Here is a 14,639-nt window from a genome sequence, read left to right on the forward strand (position 1 = left end):
CGAGGTTCGTTCGTTGACGCAGCCCCCCGCCGCGTTACCTTCCTGCCGTGCCCGAGCACGACCTGTACGACATCCTGGGGGTGGCGCGCGCCGCTTCCGCCGACGAGATCAAGAAGGCCTACCGGCGGCTGGCGAAGAAGTACCACCCCGACGTGAACCCGGGGAACAAGGCGGCGGAGGAGAAGTTCAAGGAGGTCACCGCCGCCTTCGAGGTGCTCTCGGACCAGAAGAAGCGGGCCCTCTACGACGAGTTCGGCCCGGACTCCCTCCGGAGCGGCTTCGACGAGAAGAAGGCCGAGGCCTACCGGCAGTGGAAGCGGCAGGGGGCGCCGGCGGGCGGGATGCCCTTCGACTTCGGCGACTACGAGCGGGTGCACGTCGGCGACTTCGGCGACTTCGACTTCGGCGACCTCTTCGGCCAGATCTTCGGCGGCGGCCGGGCCGGCCGGGCCCGGGCGCGCCGGGGCCCGACGCAGGGGGCCAACGCGGAGGCCGAGCTCGCCATCGACCTGCGCGACGCCGTGACCGGCGCGGAGCGGGACGTCCGGATCGAGGGGCGCACCCTGCGCGTGAAGATCCCGGCCGGCGTCTCCGACGGCGCGCAGATCCGGCTCGCGGGCCAGGGTGGGCCGGGCGCGAACGGCGGGGCGGCGGGCGACCTCTACCTCCGGATCCGGCTGCGCGAGCACCCGCTCGTCCGCCGGGACGGCCGCGACCTCACCCTCGACCTGCCGGTCACGGTGCCCGAGGCGGCCCTCGGGGCCGAGGTGACCATGCCCACCTTCGAGGGCCCCGTGAAGCTCCGGGTCCCCGCCGGCGCCCAGAGCGGCACGCGGCTCAGGCTGCGGGGCAAGGGGCTGCCGGACCTCAAGGGCGGCGCCCGCGGCGACCTCTACGCCGTCGTGCGCATCGTGCTCCCGGAGGCGAGCGACCGCCTCCAGCAGGCGGTGCAGCCGCTCCAGCCGCTGTACAAAGGCGACCCGCGGGCGGGCCTGTCGTTGTAGAAGGTCGCCCGGCGGCGCTCGCGCCAGGAGGAGTGTCACGTGGGACTGTTCGGCCTGTTCGGCTCCAAGGAGGAGCGCGAGAAGAACGCGCTCCGCAAGGCGGCCCAGAAGCTCACCGAGAAGTACGGCCCTGCCGAGAACCGGCAGCAGGTAATCGAGCGGCTCGCCGGCCAGGGGACGCCCGCCGCCCTCGCGACGCTCTGCCTGCGCTTCACCATCCGGGCCGAGAACGGCGTCACCGACGACGAGGAGAAGGAGATGGTCCGCCGGGCGCTGGTCGAGGCCGGCGACGGCGCGGTGGGACCGGTGAAGGAGTTCCTCCTGCAGCAGGAGTCCGGGGTGGCCTGGGGGCTGCGCGTCCTCTCCGAGCTCTCCGGGCCCGCCGAGGTCGAGACCACCGTGCTCGCCCTGCTCGTCAAGCTCGGGCGCGAGTACACCCGGGATCCCGAGAAGAAGCTGGTCCTCCTCTCCTGGCTCTCCGAGCACCCCGCCCAGGGCGGCTCCGGCCGGCCCTCGGCCATCGAGGACGCGCTGGTGCCGCTCCTCGAGGACTTCTCCGACGACGTGCGCATCAGCGCCACCCGGGTCCTCTCCCGCCAGCCGCTCACCGAGAAGGTGCGGGAGGCGCTCATCGCGCTCCTGCTGCGGGACAAGGACAACGCCCGCGTGCGCGGCGAGGTGCTCTCGGCCCTGACCGACCTCGGGGCCGACGTGAAGGGGCACCGCCCCGCGGTCGAGCCGCTGCTCGTCGAGCCCTGGTACCTCGACCGCGAGGGCCAGGTGAAGAAGCGCCCTTGACGCGTCGCGTCGGGCGAAGACCGGACGGGAACCGACCCCCTGCGGCCGTTCGGCGCTAGACTGCCGCGCGTGGACGACGCCTCCGGTTCACCCTCCACCGCGCGCGCCGCGGGGGCCGAGACCTCGCGCGGACGCGGGGGGCTCCTCGACCGCTGGTTCCGGCCGGTGCAGGTGCCCGAGGAGGCGGCGGGCACGCTCGCCGACCTCGCCGCGCGGGGCAGCCTGGTCTTCGTGACGCGGGCGGCGGGCCTCCTCAACTTCCTCTACCTGGCCTGGCTGCTGCGGCGGTGGAACCTCCCGCCGCTCCGGGCGGCGCTCGGCCTGCGCGGCCCCCTCCCCTGGCTCCTGCGCATCCGCTCCAGCCGCGCCTCCGTCGAGGCGGCGCTCCGCGGCCGGCAGTCCACCCTGGTCTTCCTCGAGAACGGGGCCGATCCCTTCCCCTGGCTCCTCGACGTCCAGCGGCGGCACGCCGGCGCGGTCTTCCTCGTCCCCGCCCTCCTCCTCTGGAGCCGGCGCGCGAAGCGGCTCGAGGGGAGCTTCTGGGACATCCTCTACGGCTCCGCCGAGCGCCCCTCGCGCTTCGCCACGCTCGCCGCCTTCGTCCTCAACTACAAGCGCGCGCTGCTCCGGCTCGGGGCGCCGCTCGACCTCTCGGCGCTGATCGCCGAGCGGGGCGGCGAGCCGGACGCGCTGCTCGGCCGCAAGGTCCGCGGCGCCCTCCACCACCACCTCGCGCGGCAGACCCGGGCCGTGGTCGGCCCGGCGCTCAAGAGCCCCCGCCGGATGCGGGACAAGATCCTGCGCGACCGCTCGCTGCGGGCCACCATGGCGCGGGTCGCGCAGGAGGCGGGCCGGCCGGCCGCGAGCGTGGAGGCCGAGGCCGAGAAGGACCTCGCCGAGATCGCGAGCCGCTACAGTCCGGCGTTCATCGAGCTCCTGCGGCCGATCCTGTCGCGGATCTTCGCGCGGCTGTACGACCGGGTGGAGGTGGACGCGGCGGGGCTGGCGCGGGTCAAGCGCGCGGCGGCCGAGTCGCCCATCGTGCTCTGCCCGAGCCACAAGAGCCACGTCGACTACCTGATGCTCTCCTGGCTCTTCTACGTGAACGGCATCACGCCGCCGCACATCGCCGCCGGGATCAACCTCTCCTTCTGGCCCTTCGGCGCCATCGCCCGGCGCGGCGGCGCCTTCTTCATCCGCCGCAGCATGAAGGGCGACCGGATCTACACCGCCACCCTGCGCGCCTACGTGAAGCAGCTCCTGCGCGACGGCTTCCCGCAGGAGTTCTACCTGGAGGGCGGGCGCAGCCGGACCGGCAAGCTCCTCTTCCCCAAGACCGGCCTCTTCTCCATGGAGGTGGACGCCTGGGTCGAGGGGGCCGCCCAGGACGTGCTCTTCGTGCCGGTCGCGGTGGACTACGAGCGGCTCATGGAGGGCGGCAGCTACGCCCGCGAGCTCGCCGGGGGCGAGAAGCAGAAGGAGAGCCTCCGGGGGCTGCTCGGGACCTGGAAGGTGCTGCGCCGGCGCTACGGGCGCGTCTACGTCCGCTTCTCGGCGCCGGTGTCGCTGCGGGCGCTGGCGCAGGAGCGGCTCGGGGCCAGGGCCGGCGCGCTCGCGCCCGACGAGGAGGGGGCCGCCCCGGCGAGCGCCGCGGCCCGGTCCGCCCTCCCCTCCACCACCGGCGACAAGCGCGAGCTGGTGCAGGCCCTCGCCAACCGGGTGGCGTTCGGGATCGCGCAGGCCATCACGCTCACGCCGGTCGGGCTCGCCGCCACCGCCCTGCTCTCGCACCGGCGCCGCGGGCTCTCCGCGCGCGAGCTGGCGGCGCGGGTGGACCTCCTGCGCGCCGTCGCCGCCCAGGACGGCGCCCCGTTCGCGCCCGACCTGCAGGGCGCGCCGAGCGACCCCTGCCGCCCGGGGCCGATGGCCGACGCGCTCGTCCGGCTCTCCCGCGAGCGGCTGGTCGAGGTGCACGAGGCGGCGGGCGAGGTCATCTACCGGGTGGTGGAGGAGAAGCGGCCGGTCCTCGACTTCTACCGGAACAACGTCATCCACCGGTACGTGTCGCTCGCCCTGGCGGCCGCCGCGGTGCGCGCGCTCGGCGGGGACGAGGCCGGCCAGGTCCGGGAGCGGGCCCGCTTCCTCTCGCGGCTCCTCAAGCTCGAGTTCATGTACCAGTCGGGCCTCTCCTTCGACGAGGCCTTCGAGGCGAGCGTGGACCGCCTGTCCCGGCTCGGCGCGGTCGCCGCGGAGGGCGGCCGGATCGCGCCGGGAAGGGACGCCGCGGTCCTGGAGTTCCTCTCCGAGATGATCCGCCCGTACCTCGAGGCCTACCGCGTGGCGGGCGAGGCGGTGCTGGCGGCGTTCAGCGGCCCGGGCCGGAGCGCGCCGGGCGAGGGCGCGCCGGTCGCGCTCGACCGCAGGGCGCTCGTGCGCGAGGCCATGGAGCGCGGGCGCGCCGGCTTCCTCTCCGGGCACGTCGCGCTGCGCGAGGCGCTCTCGAAGGCGACGCTCGAGAACGCGGTGGAGTGGCTGACGCAGCGCGGCGCGCTGGCGGAGGCCGAGAACGGCCGCCTGGCGCTCGATCCGCAGTGGCGCGAAGTGGAGTTGCCCAGTCTTCTTCACGAGATCGGACGTCACCTCGGCGGGTAATCCGGGGCGCGCCACTTCCACCCGCGGTGTTTTTCGGGGTACTGTGCCGCCCACGTCTCGGTACCTGTCAGCACCCCCCACAGCACGCCCGAGCGTCCCAGTTCCGAAGGCAGTCCTCGCCCCTCTTCGCAGTGAACTCGAGCGGAGGTCCTACTCGAATGGCGGATAAGTCCCGGATCCTGAACAAATCTCTCCAGAGCAAGGTCATGTCGGCGGAGGAAGCCGCCAGCCTCATCCCGAACGGCGCCGTCGTGGGCATGAGCGGCTTCACCGGCGCGGGCTACCCGAAGGCGGTGCCGGTCGCGCTCGCGAAGCGGGCCGTGGACGAGCGGCTCAAGGGGGCCAAGTTCAAGATCAACGTGCTGTCGGGCGCCTCCACCGGCCCGGAGCTCGACCAGGCCATGGGCCTCACCGAGGCCGTCGCCTTCCGCTTCCCCTACCAGGGCGACGCGGTGATGCGCGAGAAGATCAACGCCGGCATCGTCGAGTACCAGGACATGCACCTCTCGCACGCGGGCACCCACGTGCGGAACGGCTTCTACGGCAAGGTGAACTTCGCCGTCATCGAGGTGACCAAGATCCGCGAGGACGGGTCGCTCGTGTACTCGTCGTCGGTCGGCGCCAACAACATCTACCTGGAGCAGGCCGAGAAGATCATCCTCGAGGTCAACTCCTGGCAGGACGAGCGGCTGGAGGGGATGCACGACATCATCTCCATCAACCAGCCCTACGGCGACCGGAAGCCCATCGACGTCTGGGCCGCCGACTCGCGCAACGGCTCCCCCTACCAGACCATCGACGTCTCCAAGGTGGTGGCGATCGTCGAGACCGACTGCGCCGACCGGAACGCGCCCTTCAAGGCGCCCGAGGCGGTGCACAAGGCCATCGCCGGCCACATCCTCGACTTCCTCGCCAACGAGGTGAAGCAGGGCCGCCTGCCGAAGAACCTCACCCCGCTGCAGTCGGGCGTGGGCAACATCGCGAACGCCGTGCTCGTCGGCCTCAACGAGGGCCCGTTCGAGAAGATGACGAGCTACACCGAGGTCATCCAGGACGGCATGCTCGACATGCTCGACTCGGGCAAGCTCACGGTGGCGAGCGCCACCGCCTTCTCGGTCTCCCCCGAGGGGCAGGTGCGCTTCAACAACAACATCGAGCGCTACCGCAAGCAGATCATCCTGCGCCCGCAGGAGATCTCGAACCACCCCGAGGTCATCCGCCGCCTCGGCTGCATCGCGATGAACGGGCTCGTCGAGGCCGACATCTACGGCCACGTGAACTCGACGCACATCGCCGGCAAGGGCATCGAGAACGGCATCGGCGGCTCGGGCGACTTCGCCCGCAACGCGGCCATCTCGATCTTCATGACGCCGGCCACCGCCAAGGACGGCAAGATCTCCTGCATCGTGCCGTTCGCGACGCACATCGACCACACCGAGCACGACGTCTCGGTGATCGTGACCGAGCACGGCCTCGCCGACCTCCGCGGCAAGAGCCCCAAGCAGCGCGCCAAGGAGATCGTCGAGAAGTGCGCGGCCCCCGAGTACAAGCCGCTGCTCAACGACTACATGAAGCGCGCCTTCGCGAGCCCCAGCGCCGGCCGCCAGAGCCCGCACCTCTTCGAGGAGGCGTTCTCCTGGCACAGCCGCCTGCTCAAGACCGGCGACATGCGCCCGAAGAAGTAGCCGGGCGGCGAGCGCCTCCCCGACGTGCCGCGGCGGCCTCCCTCCCGGGGGGCCGCCGCTTCGTTGCTTGGCTCCGCCGCACGCCGGGTTAAGCTCCCCGCCATGTCCGACCTCGATCTCGCCCGGGCCCTCGACACCGCTCGCCGCGCCGTGGAGGCCGCCTCGGCCGCCGCGCTGGCGCACTTCCGCGCCGGCGTGAAGGTGGAGGTGAAGCCCGACCGGACCCCGGTCACCGCCGCCGACCGCGACTCGGAGGCGGCCATCCTCAAGGTGATCCGCCCGGCCTTCCCGGAGCACGGCGTCCTCGGCGAGGAGACCGGCGAGCACCCCGGCGACGGCGAGACCCGCTGGATCGTGGACCCCATCGACGGCACGCGCGGCTTCACGCGCGGCGGCAGCTTCTGGGGCCCGCTCGTCGCCTGCGAGCACCGGGGGCGGATCGTGGCCGGCGCGATGGCGATGCCGGCGCTCGGCGAGGTCTACTGGGCGGCGAAGGGGATGGGCTGCTTCCTCCAGCGCGGCGCCGAGCCGCCGGTGCGGCTCCAGGTCTCCGGCATCCCGGCCTGGGGCGACGCCACCGTGAGCCTGGGCGAGCTGCACTTCCTGCTCGGGGCCAACCTCTCCCCGCCCATCGTCCGGCTCACCACCAGCGCCGCCCAGGCCCGCTGCTACGGCGACCTCGCCGGCTGCGCCATGGTGCTCACCGGCCGCGCCGAGGCCTGGATCGAGGCCGGGGTGAAGATCTGGGACCTCGCGCCCCTGCAGATCCTGGTGGAGGAGGCCGGGGGCCGGTTCACCGACTTCTCCGGGAAGGCGACGGTCGCGAGCGGCCACTGCGTCGCCTCGAACGGCAAGGTGCACGACCACGTCCTCGCCGCGCTGCGGCAGGGCTACGACAAGCTGACGTAGCGCGCGCTCCCGGGCGAGGCGGCGCGTCCAGTTGGGGCAGGCAGGCGCGCGGCGGGCCGGGCGGCCGCAGCTTTTGGCGGCACCGCTCGCCAGGAGTGACCCCATGCCCCCGCTCGGACGCGCCTCGCTGCTGCTCTCCCTCCTGCTCTCTCCGGTGGGGGCGTCGGCGGGCCAGCCCGACCCCGACCCCGCGCCCGAGCTGCGCCCCGACGGGAAGGGCGCCGTGCCGCGAGGGCAGTCGCACCAGGGCCAGGTCCCGGGCCCGGCCTCGGTCTCGGGCACGAGCGCGAACGGGATCGGCTACCACGGCGGGCCGGTGATCCTGGGCCAGACCAACGTCTACTACATCTGGTACGGCGCCTGGACCGACACCGCCGCGCGCACCATCCTCGACGCCTTCGCGCAGGGGATCGGCGGCAGCCCCTACTTCGGCATCAACGGCACCTACTACTCCCTCGACGCGAGCGGCGCCTCGCACCCCGTCTCGAACGCGGTGGCGCTCGCGGGCGAGAGCTTCTGCACCTCCGCGGCGAGCGGCGCCTGCTGGCAGGGAGCGAGCAACCTCTCCGACTCGGCCATCCAGGCCGTCGTCGCGGGCGCCCTCGCGTCGGGCGCGCTCAAGACCCCCGACCCGAACGGCGTCTACTTCGTCCTCACCTCGCCGGAGGTCACCAAGAGCGGCTTCTGCACGAGCTACTGCGGCTGGCACACGCACGCCACGCTGCAGGGCCTCGACGTGAAGTACGCCTTCGTCGGGGACGCCGCGACGCAGTGCCCGAGCGCCTGCATGGAGCAGACGATCGGGCCGAACGGGGACGCCGGCGCCGACGGGATGGCGAGCGTCGTGGCCCACGAGCTCGAGGAGGCGGTGACCGACCCCGACCTGAACGCCTGGTACGACCGGCGCGGGCGGGAGAACGCGGACAAGTGCGCCTGGACCTTCGGGACGACCTCGACCGCGCCCAACGGCGCGCTCTACAACCTGACGCTGGGCGGGCGGGAGTACCTCATCCAGCGGAACTGGGTGAACGCCGCCGGCGGCTACTGCGCCCTGCAGTATCCCTGAGGCAGCGGAGGCTCACTCGGCCCGGCGGAACAGGTCCACCACGGCCCCCTCGCGCCCGGCGGTGCGGGCCCGGCCGCGGGCCCACTCCCGCAGCGCCTTGATCTGCTCCTCGTAGGTCACGAAGAGCGGGACCAGCTCCTGGGCGAGGCGCCGCAGGTCGGAGGTCTCGAGCTCGCGCTGGAACGAGAAGGCCCGGTGGAGCGCGCCCACCACCACCTGCTCGAGCTCGGCCCCGGAGAAGTCGGCGCAGAGCTCGGCGATGCGGGGGAGCTCGTAGGCGGCGGGATCGCGCCCCCGCCGCGCGAGGTGCAGCGAGAGGATCTCGCGGCGCGCCTCGAGGTCGGGCAGGTCCACGAAGAAGAGCTCGTCGAAGCGGCCGCGGCGCAGGAGCTCCGGCGGGAGCCGGGTCACGTCGTTGGCGGTGGCCACCACGAAGACCGAGCCCCGCCGCTCCTGCAGCCAGGTGGAGAAGCTGCCCAGGACCCGCGCCGCGCGCGGGTCGCCGCCCTCGCCCGGCGCGCTGCCGGCGAACCCCTTCTCGATCTCGTCCACCCAGAGCGCCACCGGCGCGATCGACTCGGCCGCCTCGAGCGCCCTCGCCAGGCTCTCCTCGGCCCCGGCGCCGGCGCCGAGCACCCGCGGGAGGTCGAGCCGGAGCAAGGGGACGCGGAGCTGCGCCGCCACCGACTTCGCCGCGAGCGACTTCCCGCACCCCTGGACGCCGACGAGGAGCACGCCGCGCGGGGCCTCGAGGCCGAAGCGGGCCGCGCCGGGGCTGAACGCCAGGGTCCGCTCGGCCAGCCAGGCCTTGAAGCTGTCGAGGCCGCCGATCTGCTCGGCGCCGCCGGCGGTGTCCACGAGCTCGAGGCCGAGGTCGCGCGCCAGCGACCGCTTCTTCTCGGCCAGCAGCACCTCCGCCCCCTTGTCGCCGAGCGCGGGATCGGCGCGGAGCGCGCGGCGGAAGGCCCGGCGGGCCTGGGTCGCGAACATCCCGCGCGCCGCGGTGAGGGCGCGGTGCCGCGGCTCCTCGTCGAGCTTCCGCCCGCCGGCGTGACGGGCGAGGACGTCGTCGAGGACGGCGGCGAGCTCGCCCTCGTCGGGGATGGGCACGCGGAGCACGGCGGCGTGCTGCGCCAGCCCCTCGTCGAGGACCAGCCGCGGGGCCACCACCGCGAGGCAGCGCCCCTCGGCGGCGAGCTTGGGGACGAGGTCGCGCAGGCGCCGGCTGACGAGGTGGTCCGAGAGCGCCTCGTGGAAGTCGAGCAGCACCGCCACGAGCGGCGCCGGCGCGCGCGCCACCGCCTCGAGCAGGCGGGCCGGATCGCGCGCCTCCGGGTCGAGCGGGTCGAGGCCGCGGGCGCTCGACCAGACCGCGAAGCCGGCCTCGAAGGCCCGGGCCGCGGCGCGGCAGGCGGCGACCGCCCGCTCCTCCTCCGCGGTGACGAGGTAGACGATGGGGGTACCCGCCGACCAGATCTCGGCGATCTCGCGCGCCAGGCTCACCGGTCGCCCTCCGCGTCGGCGGTGTTGTGCATCGCCTCCTCGAAGGAGGTGACGCCGGCCGCCACCTTGCGCACCGCGTGCTGGCGCAGGCCGCGCAGGCCGTCCTGGCGCGCGGTGCGGAGCAGCACCTCGGGGGTGGCGCCGGAGGCCACGAGGTGGCGCAGGCGGGCGTTCATGGGGAGGACCTCGAAGAGCCCGGTGCGGCCGTAGTAGCCGGTGAAGCGGCAGCGGGCGCAGCCCTCGCCGCGGCGGGCGATGAGCTTCCCGGCGTAGTCCTCCGGGTGGGTCACGCCCAGGTCGGCCACCTCGTCGGCGGTGAGCGGGACGTCCTGGGCGCAGGAGGGGCAGACCTGCCGGACGAGCCGCTGCGCCACCACCCCGGTGAGCGTGGCGCCGATGAGGAAGGAGGGGACGCCGAGGTCGCGCAGGCGCGCCACCGCGCCGACCGAGTCGCTGGTGTGGAGCGTGGTGAGCACGAGGTGACCGGTGAGCGCCGCCTGGACCGCCTGGCTGGCCGTCTCGGCGTCGCGGACCTCGCCGACCATGATCACGTCGGGGTCCTGCCGGAGCACGTGCCGGAGCGCCTCGGCGAAGCCGGTGCCGGTCTTGGCGTTGGCGGCGATCTGGTTGAACTGGTCGTGCACCATCTCGATGGGATCCTCGATGGTGACGACGTTCACCTCCGGCGAGGCGAGGGCCTGGAGCGCCGAGTAGAGCGTGGTGGTCTTGCCCGAGCCGGTGGGGCCGGTGACGACGACGAGGCCGTGCGGCCGCATCAGCCAGCGCTCGAACGACCCGCGCTCGTCCGGCAGGAACCCGAGCTCGGAGAGGTCGCGCACCAGCACCGTCGGGTCGAGCACGCGGATGACGATCTTGTCGCCGAAGGCGGTGGGGATGGTGCTGACGCGCAGCTCCATCTCGGCCTCGCCGCGGGCGGTGCGGATGCGCCCGTCCTGCGGCTTGCGCAGCGAGATGTCGAGCCGGCTCATGATCTTGAACCGGTTGGCGATGGCGCCGTGCACGCCCTTGGGGATGCGGTAGACCGGGTGGAGCACGCCGTCGATCCGCATCCGGATCACCGACTCGTCCCGGCGCGGCTCGAGGTGGATGTCGCTCGCGCGCTGCTCGAAGGCGTAGTGGAGGAGGTACTCCACCGCGGCCACCACCGGCTCGCTCGAGGCCTCGAGCGCCTCGAGGCCGGAGAGATCCACGAACTGCTCGAGGTTCCCCACGTCGGGGCCGGTCGGCCCCTCGAGCTGGGTCTGGGCCTCCTTGATCTGCTGCCGGAAGCCGTAGACCTCGGCGATGGCCCGGTGGATGTCGGAGGGCGCCGACAGCACCGGCTCGATCTCCGCCCCCGTCAGGCCGCGCAGGTTCTCGAAGAGCTCCTGGTCGAAGGGGTTGGCGGTGGCCACCACCAGCCGGCCGTCGTGGCGCTCCATCGGGATGACGCCGTGCTTGCGGGCGAAGGGGCGCGAGAGCGTCCGGGTGATGAGCTGGGCGTCGAGCTTGATGGGGTCGATCTTGCGGTAGGGGAGCCCCGCCGCGTCGGCCACCGCCCGCGTCGCCTTGTCCTCGTCCACCTTCTCCGACTCGCGGTGGGCGTCGTCGAACCCGAACGAGGCGATGATCTCCACCGGCGAGAGCTCGGCCCGCCGGAGGGCCCGCCCGCCGGTGCGGCTCGCCTGGTCGCGCAGGAGGCGCGCGCGCTGGACGTTCTCGCGGGCGACCGCGGTGCGGCGGGCGTCCTCGGTGAGGAGCCCCTGCCGCGCGAGGAGCTCGGCGACGTAGGCGAAGGTGTAGTCGGAGGCGCGCTGGGGTTTTCTCACGGCGACCGCGAGTCTAGCGCGACCCGCCCCGAACACCCAACAAGGGAGCTCGCGGCCGGGGCGAGGCCGCGGCTCAGGTCCGCGTCGGCGCCGGGCGGCGCAGCCCGGCGGCGAGGGGAGCCTCGCCCTCCCCGTCCCGCAGCACCTCCCGCTGCTCGAGCCGCAGCGCCGCGCCGGCGAGGTTCACCGCCAGGATGGCGAACACCGCCATCGCCCCCAGCCCGAGCACGCCGGCGAGGAAGGTGAGGAACGGCACCTCGGCCGGGATGGGGACGAGCCCCTGCGCCAGCGAGAGGAGCGAGGTGGCGACGAAGGCGAGCAGCGCCGCGTAGTCGAGGAGCAGCGCCCGGGCGATGAGCCGGTGGCGGCGCCCCAGGATCGCCACCTGCTCCCGCAGGTGCGGCCGGCGATCGGCCCCCTCCTCGCGCCGGTGCTCGCCGGCGAGCTCGCGCAGCCGCATCGCCATGCGGGAGGCCTGGTTGTCGAGGCCGAGGGCGATGAGCCCGCAGGCCGAGACCATCACCGCCGGCGTCACGGCCGCCGCGATGCGCTGCAGGGCGTCGCCCGTCATGGCCCGAAACTAGGGCCGCCCGGCCTCTTCGAGAAGCCGGGCGGCGGGGGTGGGACGGGCTCGGGACGGGCGCTCGCGCGCCCGCCCGCTACTTCGCCTTCCTCGACGGCCGGGCGGCGCGGGCGCGCGTCGCCTTCTTCGGCTCGGAGGCGAGCCGGCCGGCGCGCGGGTCCGGGCTGCCGCCCAGGCCGAGCAGCCGGTCGCGCTCCGTGTCGTAGAGCCGGATGGCGTCGCGGAGCACCTTGAGCGCCTCCTTGCGGCCCTGCGGCTCGCGCACCAGCACGCGCTTGTTCTCGAGGGCCTTGTAGTCCTCGAAGAAGCGCTTGAGCTCGCGCATGCGGTGGGCCGGCAGCTCGGAGACGTCGGAGTAGTCGGCGTACTCGGGGTCGTCGGCGTGCACCGCGACGAGCTTGTCGTCCTCGCCCTTGTCGTCGCGCATCCGCATCACGCCGATGACCTTGGCGCGCATGATGGCGAGGCCGGCGATGGGCTCCTGGCAGAACACCAGGATGTCGAGCGGGTCGCCGTCGTCGCAGTAGGTGCGCGGGACGAAGCCGTAGTTGGCCGGGTAGTGCACGGCCGAGAAGAGAATGCGATCGACCTTGAGCAGGCCGGACGTCTTGTCGAGCTCGAACTTCACCTTGGACCCGCGCGCGATCTCGATGACCGCGGGGATGGGGTCCTCGATGTAGCGGGGCAGCTCGACGTCGTGCCAGGGATGGGTTGCCATAAGCGGCCCCTTCTACTCCAACCCCGCGGGCCGGGTCGAGCTTTCGCCCGGGGAGCTCCGCGCCGGGGCGCTTCCGCTTGCGCCGGACGCGGCCACGGCGCAGAAGACGGGCCGTGACCGCCGCCCCCACCGTCTCCGAGCTCGTCGAGGGCGCGACCCATGGCGCCCGCCTCGAAGGGGCCTCCCGGGTGGCCGCCGCGGCCGGCGACGGCCGCCAGGTCCGCCTCGGGGTCTGGCTCGACGGTCGCGGGGGAGTCTCCCGGGCCGGGTTCCAGTCCACTTCGTGCGCCGCCCTCATCGCCTACGCGGAGCGGGCCTGCCAGCTCCTCGAGCGCGGGCGCCACCCCCGCGAGCTGCCGGCGGAGGCGCTCCGCGACGCGGTGCGCGGCGTCCACCCGGCCCACCGCGCCCGCGCCGAGCTCGTCGCCCGCGCCCTCGCCGACCTCGCCGCCCCACCCCAGCCCGGAGCAGAGCCATGAACGTCGCCTACGTCTTCACCACCCCTGGCGCCTCCTTCATCCTCGAGAAGATGATCGTCCCGCAGCTCGAGGAGGGGCGGCACGGCGCGAACGTGGTCGGGATGTTCTTCTTCTTCGACAACAACTACCTGCTGGTGCGCGGCAACCCCACCGGCGAGCGGCTCCACGCGCTCGCGAAGCAGCGGGGGATGCTGCTCATGGGCTGCGACCAGTGCTGCTACCAGCGCGAGATCGCCGACCGGCTCTTCGAGGGGATCCCCATCGGCTGCTTCCCCGATCTCTACCAGGCGCTCGCCGGCGCCCAGGTGGACCAGGTCATCACGCTGTAGCGGCGGCGGCTCAGATCCCGGCGCCGTACTCGAAGCGCGACTCCCGGTTCTCCGCCTGCGTCACCCGGCTCCCCGGCGGCACGCTCTGGGTCACCCAGACGTTGCCGCCGATCGAGGAGCCCTTGCCGATGGTGATGCGCCCGAGGATGGTCGCGCCCGAGTAGATCACCACGTCGTCCTCGACGATGGGGTGCCGGTCGATCCCCTTGATCGGGTTGCCGTGCTCGTCGAGCGGGAAGCTCTTCGCGCCGAGCGTCACCCCCTGGTAGAGCCGCACCCGGGCCCCGATCCGGCTGGTCTCGCCGATCACCACGCCCGTCCCGTGGTCGATGAAGAACCGCTCGCCGATGCTGGCGCCGGGGTGGATGTCGATCCCGGTGAGGCTGTGGGCGTGCTCGGTGATCATGCGCGGGATGAGCGGCACGCCGAGCACGTGGAGCTCGTGCGCGATGCGCTGGTTCGTCACCGCGAAGATGCCCGGGTAGCTGAAGATCGCCTCGTCGCGGCTCTTGAGCGCCGGGTCGCCCTCGTAGGCGGCCTCGACGTCGGAGGCCACCCGCCGGCGCACCTCGGGCAGCCGGCTCATGAAGGCGCGCGTCACCGCGTCGGCGCGGTGGGTGCAGTGCTCGCAGGTCTCGAAGTCGTGCCGCTCGGCGAAGGCGATGCCTCGCCGCACCTGCTCCTGCAGCTCGCGGAGCGCGCGGTCGAGCGTGGCGCCGACGTAGAAGTGCAGGCTCTCGTCGTGCAGGTCGGGCCGACCGAAGTAGCCGGGGAAGAAGACGGCGCGCAGCGCCTCCACCGACTGCACCACGGCGTCGCGGGACGGCAGCACCCGCCGGCCGCCGTTGCCCGGCTGCAGCGGCAGCCCGGGGAGCGGAGCGCAGAGCTCCTCGACGATGGGCTCGATGGCGCTCCGGGTCGATCGCATCGGTGGTCCTGCCTTTCGTGGAGTGACGGAGTCCAGCTTTTACCAGATCCCGAGCAATTCCAGGAGTTATTGGCGGTCGATGCTCTGTAGTTCTCGTCCCCGGCTGTGGTACGAGAGGAGACCGTCAGCCATTGGAGGGGTGGGCCTCGCCGCCCA

Annotated in this window: 13 protein-coding genes; 8 read left to right on the forward strand and 5 right to left on the reverse strand. The window is 73.3% G+C overall.

The window, feature by feature from the left end; all coding sequences use genetic code 11:
- Positions 1-47 precede the first annotated feature (47 nt).
- The 6 genes from AMPC_RS05995 to AMPC_RS06020 all read left to right on the forward strand — a co-directional run bounded on the left by AMPC_RS05995 (position 48) and on the right by AMPC_RS06020 (position 8,114).
- Positions 48-1,004 carry a DnaJ C-terminal domain-containing protein gene (locus tag AMPC_RS05995; RefSeq protein ID WP_248345193.1) on the forward strand — a complete coding sequence of 319 codons (957 nt, stop codon included), beginning with the start codon at positions 48-50 and terminating at the stop codon, positions 1,002-1,004.
- Between the two features lie 39 nt (positions 1,005-1,043).
- A complete protein-coding gene (locus tag AMPC_RS06000; RefSeq protein WP_248345194.1) occupies positions 1,044-1,802 on the forward strand; it encodes a HEAT repeat domain-containing protein in 759 nt (252 codons plus the stop codon).
- A gap of 69 nt (positions 1,803-1,871) precedes the next feature.
- The gene (locus AMPC_RS06005; protein ID WP_248345196.1) at positions 1,872-4,454 is read left to right on the forward strand and encodes a 1-acyl-sn-glycerol-3-phosphate acyltransferase; all 2,583 of its coding nucleotides are present in this window, start codon (positions 1,872-1,874) and stop codon (positions 4,452-4,454) included.
- Positions 4,455-4,612: 158 nt separating this feature from the next.
- Positions 4,613-6,139 carry an acetyl-CoA hydrolase/transferase family protein gene (locus AMPC_RS06010; RefSeq protein ID WP_248345198.1) on the forward strand — a complete coding sequence of 509 codons (1,527 nt, stop codon included), beginning with the start codon at positions 4,613-4,615 and terminating at the stop codon, positions 6,137-6,139.
- A gap of 102 nt (positions 6,140-6,241) precedes the next feature.
- Positions 6,242-7,048: an inositol monophosphatase family protein gene (locus AMPC_RS06015; RefSeq protein ID WP_248345200.1), complete on the forward strand. Its 807-nt coding sequence runs from the start codon at positions 6,242-6,244 to the stop codon at positions 7,046-7,048.
- 103 nt (positions 7,049-7,151) lie between these two features.
- Positions 7,152-8,114, forward strand: coding sequence for an EXORDIUM family protein (locus tag AMPC_RS06020; protein WP_248345202.1), 963 nt, complete (start codon positions 7,152-7,154; stop codon positions 8,112-8,114).
- A gap of 12 nt (positions 8,115-8,126) precedes the next feature.
- Here the strand turns inward: AMPC_RS06020 and AMPC_RS06025 are convergent, their stop codons facing one another.
- The 4 genes from AMPC_RS06025 to AMPC_RS06040 form a co-directional block, all read right to left on the reverse strand.
- The gene (locus tag AMPC_RS06025) at positions 8,127-9,617 is read right to left on the reverse strand and encodes an AAA family ATPase (RefSeq protein WP_248345204.1); all 1,491 of its coding nucleotides are present in this window, start codon (positions 9,615-9,617) and stop codon (positions 8,127-8,129) included.
- Positions 9,614-11,446, reverse strand: a complete 1,833-nt coding sequence (locus AMPC_RS06030; protein ID WP_248345207.1) for a GspE/PulE family protein — start codon at positions 11,444-11,446, stop codon at positions 9,614-9,616. The genes AMPC_RS06025 and AMPC_RS06030 overlap by 4 nt, the downstream gene beginning before the upstream one ends.
- Positions 11,447-11,519: 73 nt before the next feature.
- Positions 11,520-12,017 carry a DUF2721 domain-containing protein gene (locus AMPC_RS06035; RefSeq protein ID WP_248345208.1) on the reverse strand — a complete coding sequence of 166 codons (498 nt, stop codon included), beginning with the start codon at positions 12,015-12,017 and terminating at the stop codon, positions 11,520-11,522.
- Positions 12,018-12,105: 88 nt separating this feature from the next.
- Positions 12,106-12,747, reverse strand: coding sequence for an inorganic diphosphatase (locus AMPC_RS06040; RefSeq protein WP_248345210.1), 642 nt, complete (start codon positions 12,745-12,747; stop codon positions 12,106-12,108).
- Positions 12,748-12,860: 113 nt separating this feature from the next.
- Here AMPC_RS06040 and AMPC_RS06045 point away from each other — a divergent pair, with 113 nt between their 5' ends.
- Positions 12,861-13,226, forward strand: coding sequence for a hypothetical protein (locus AMPC_RS06045; RefSeq protein WP_248345212.1), 366 nt, complete (start codon positions 12,861-12,863; stop codon positions 13,224-13,226).
- A complete protein-coding gene (locus AMPC_RS06050) occupies positions 13,223-13,555 on the forward strand; it encodes a SaoD/DsrE family protein (RefSeq protein ID WP_248345214.1) in 333 nt (110 codons plus the stop codon). The genes AMPC_RS06045 and AMPC_RS06050 overlap by 4 nt, the downstream gene beginning before the upstream one ends.
- Before the next feature lie 10 nt (positions 13,556-13,565).
- Here AMPC_RS06050 and epsC read toward each other — a convergent pair whose 3' ends face one another.
- Positions 13,566-14,483, reverse strand: coding sequence for a serine O-acetyltransferase EpsC (gene epsC / locus AMPC_RS06055; RefSeq protein ID WP_248345216.1), 918 nt, complete (start codon positions 14,481-14,483; stop codon positions 13,566-13,568).
- Positions 14,484-14,639: the final 156 nt, after the last annotated feature.

It is taken from the genome of Anaeromyxobacter paludicola, from assembly GCF_023169965.1.
Taxonomy (GTDB): domain Bacteria; phylum Myxococcota; class Myxococcia; order Myxococcales; family Anaeromyxobacteraceae; genus Anaeromyxobacter_B; species Anaeromyxobacter_B paludicola.

Coding starts and splice junctions, on each gene's coding strand:
- AMPC_RS06010 (WP_248345198.1), top strand. CDS start 4,613: ATGGCGGATAAGTCCCGGATCCTGAACAAATCTCTCCAGAGCAAGGTC.
- AMPC_RS06035 (WP_248345208.1), bottom strand. CDS start 12,017: ATGACGGGCGACGCCCTGCAGCGCATCGCGGCGGCCGTGACGCCGGCG.
- AMPC_RS06040 (WP_248345210.1), bottom strand. CDS start 12,747: ATGGCAACCCATCCCTGGCACGACGTCGAGCTGCCCCGCTACATCGAG.
- AMPC_RS06020 (WP_248345202.1), top strand. CDS start 7,152: ATGCCCCCGCTCGGACGCGCCTCGCTGCTGCTCTCCCTCCTGCTCTCT.
- AMPC_RS06050 (WP_248345214.1), top strand. CDS start 13,223: ATGAACGTCGCCTACGTCTTCACCACCCCTGGCGCCTCCTTCATCCTC.
- AMPC_RS06015 (WP_248345200.1), top strand. CDS start 6,242: ATGTCCGACCTCGATCTCGCCCGGGCCCTCGACACCGCTCGCCGCGCC.
- epsC (WP_248345216.1), bottom strand. CDS start 14,483: ATGCGATCGACCCGGAGCGCCATCGAGCCCATCGTCGAGGAGCTCTGC.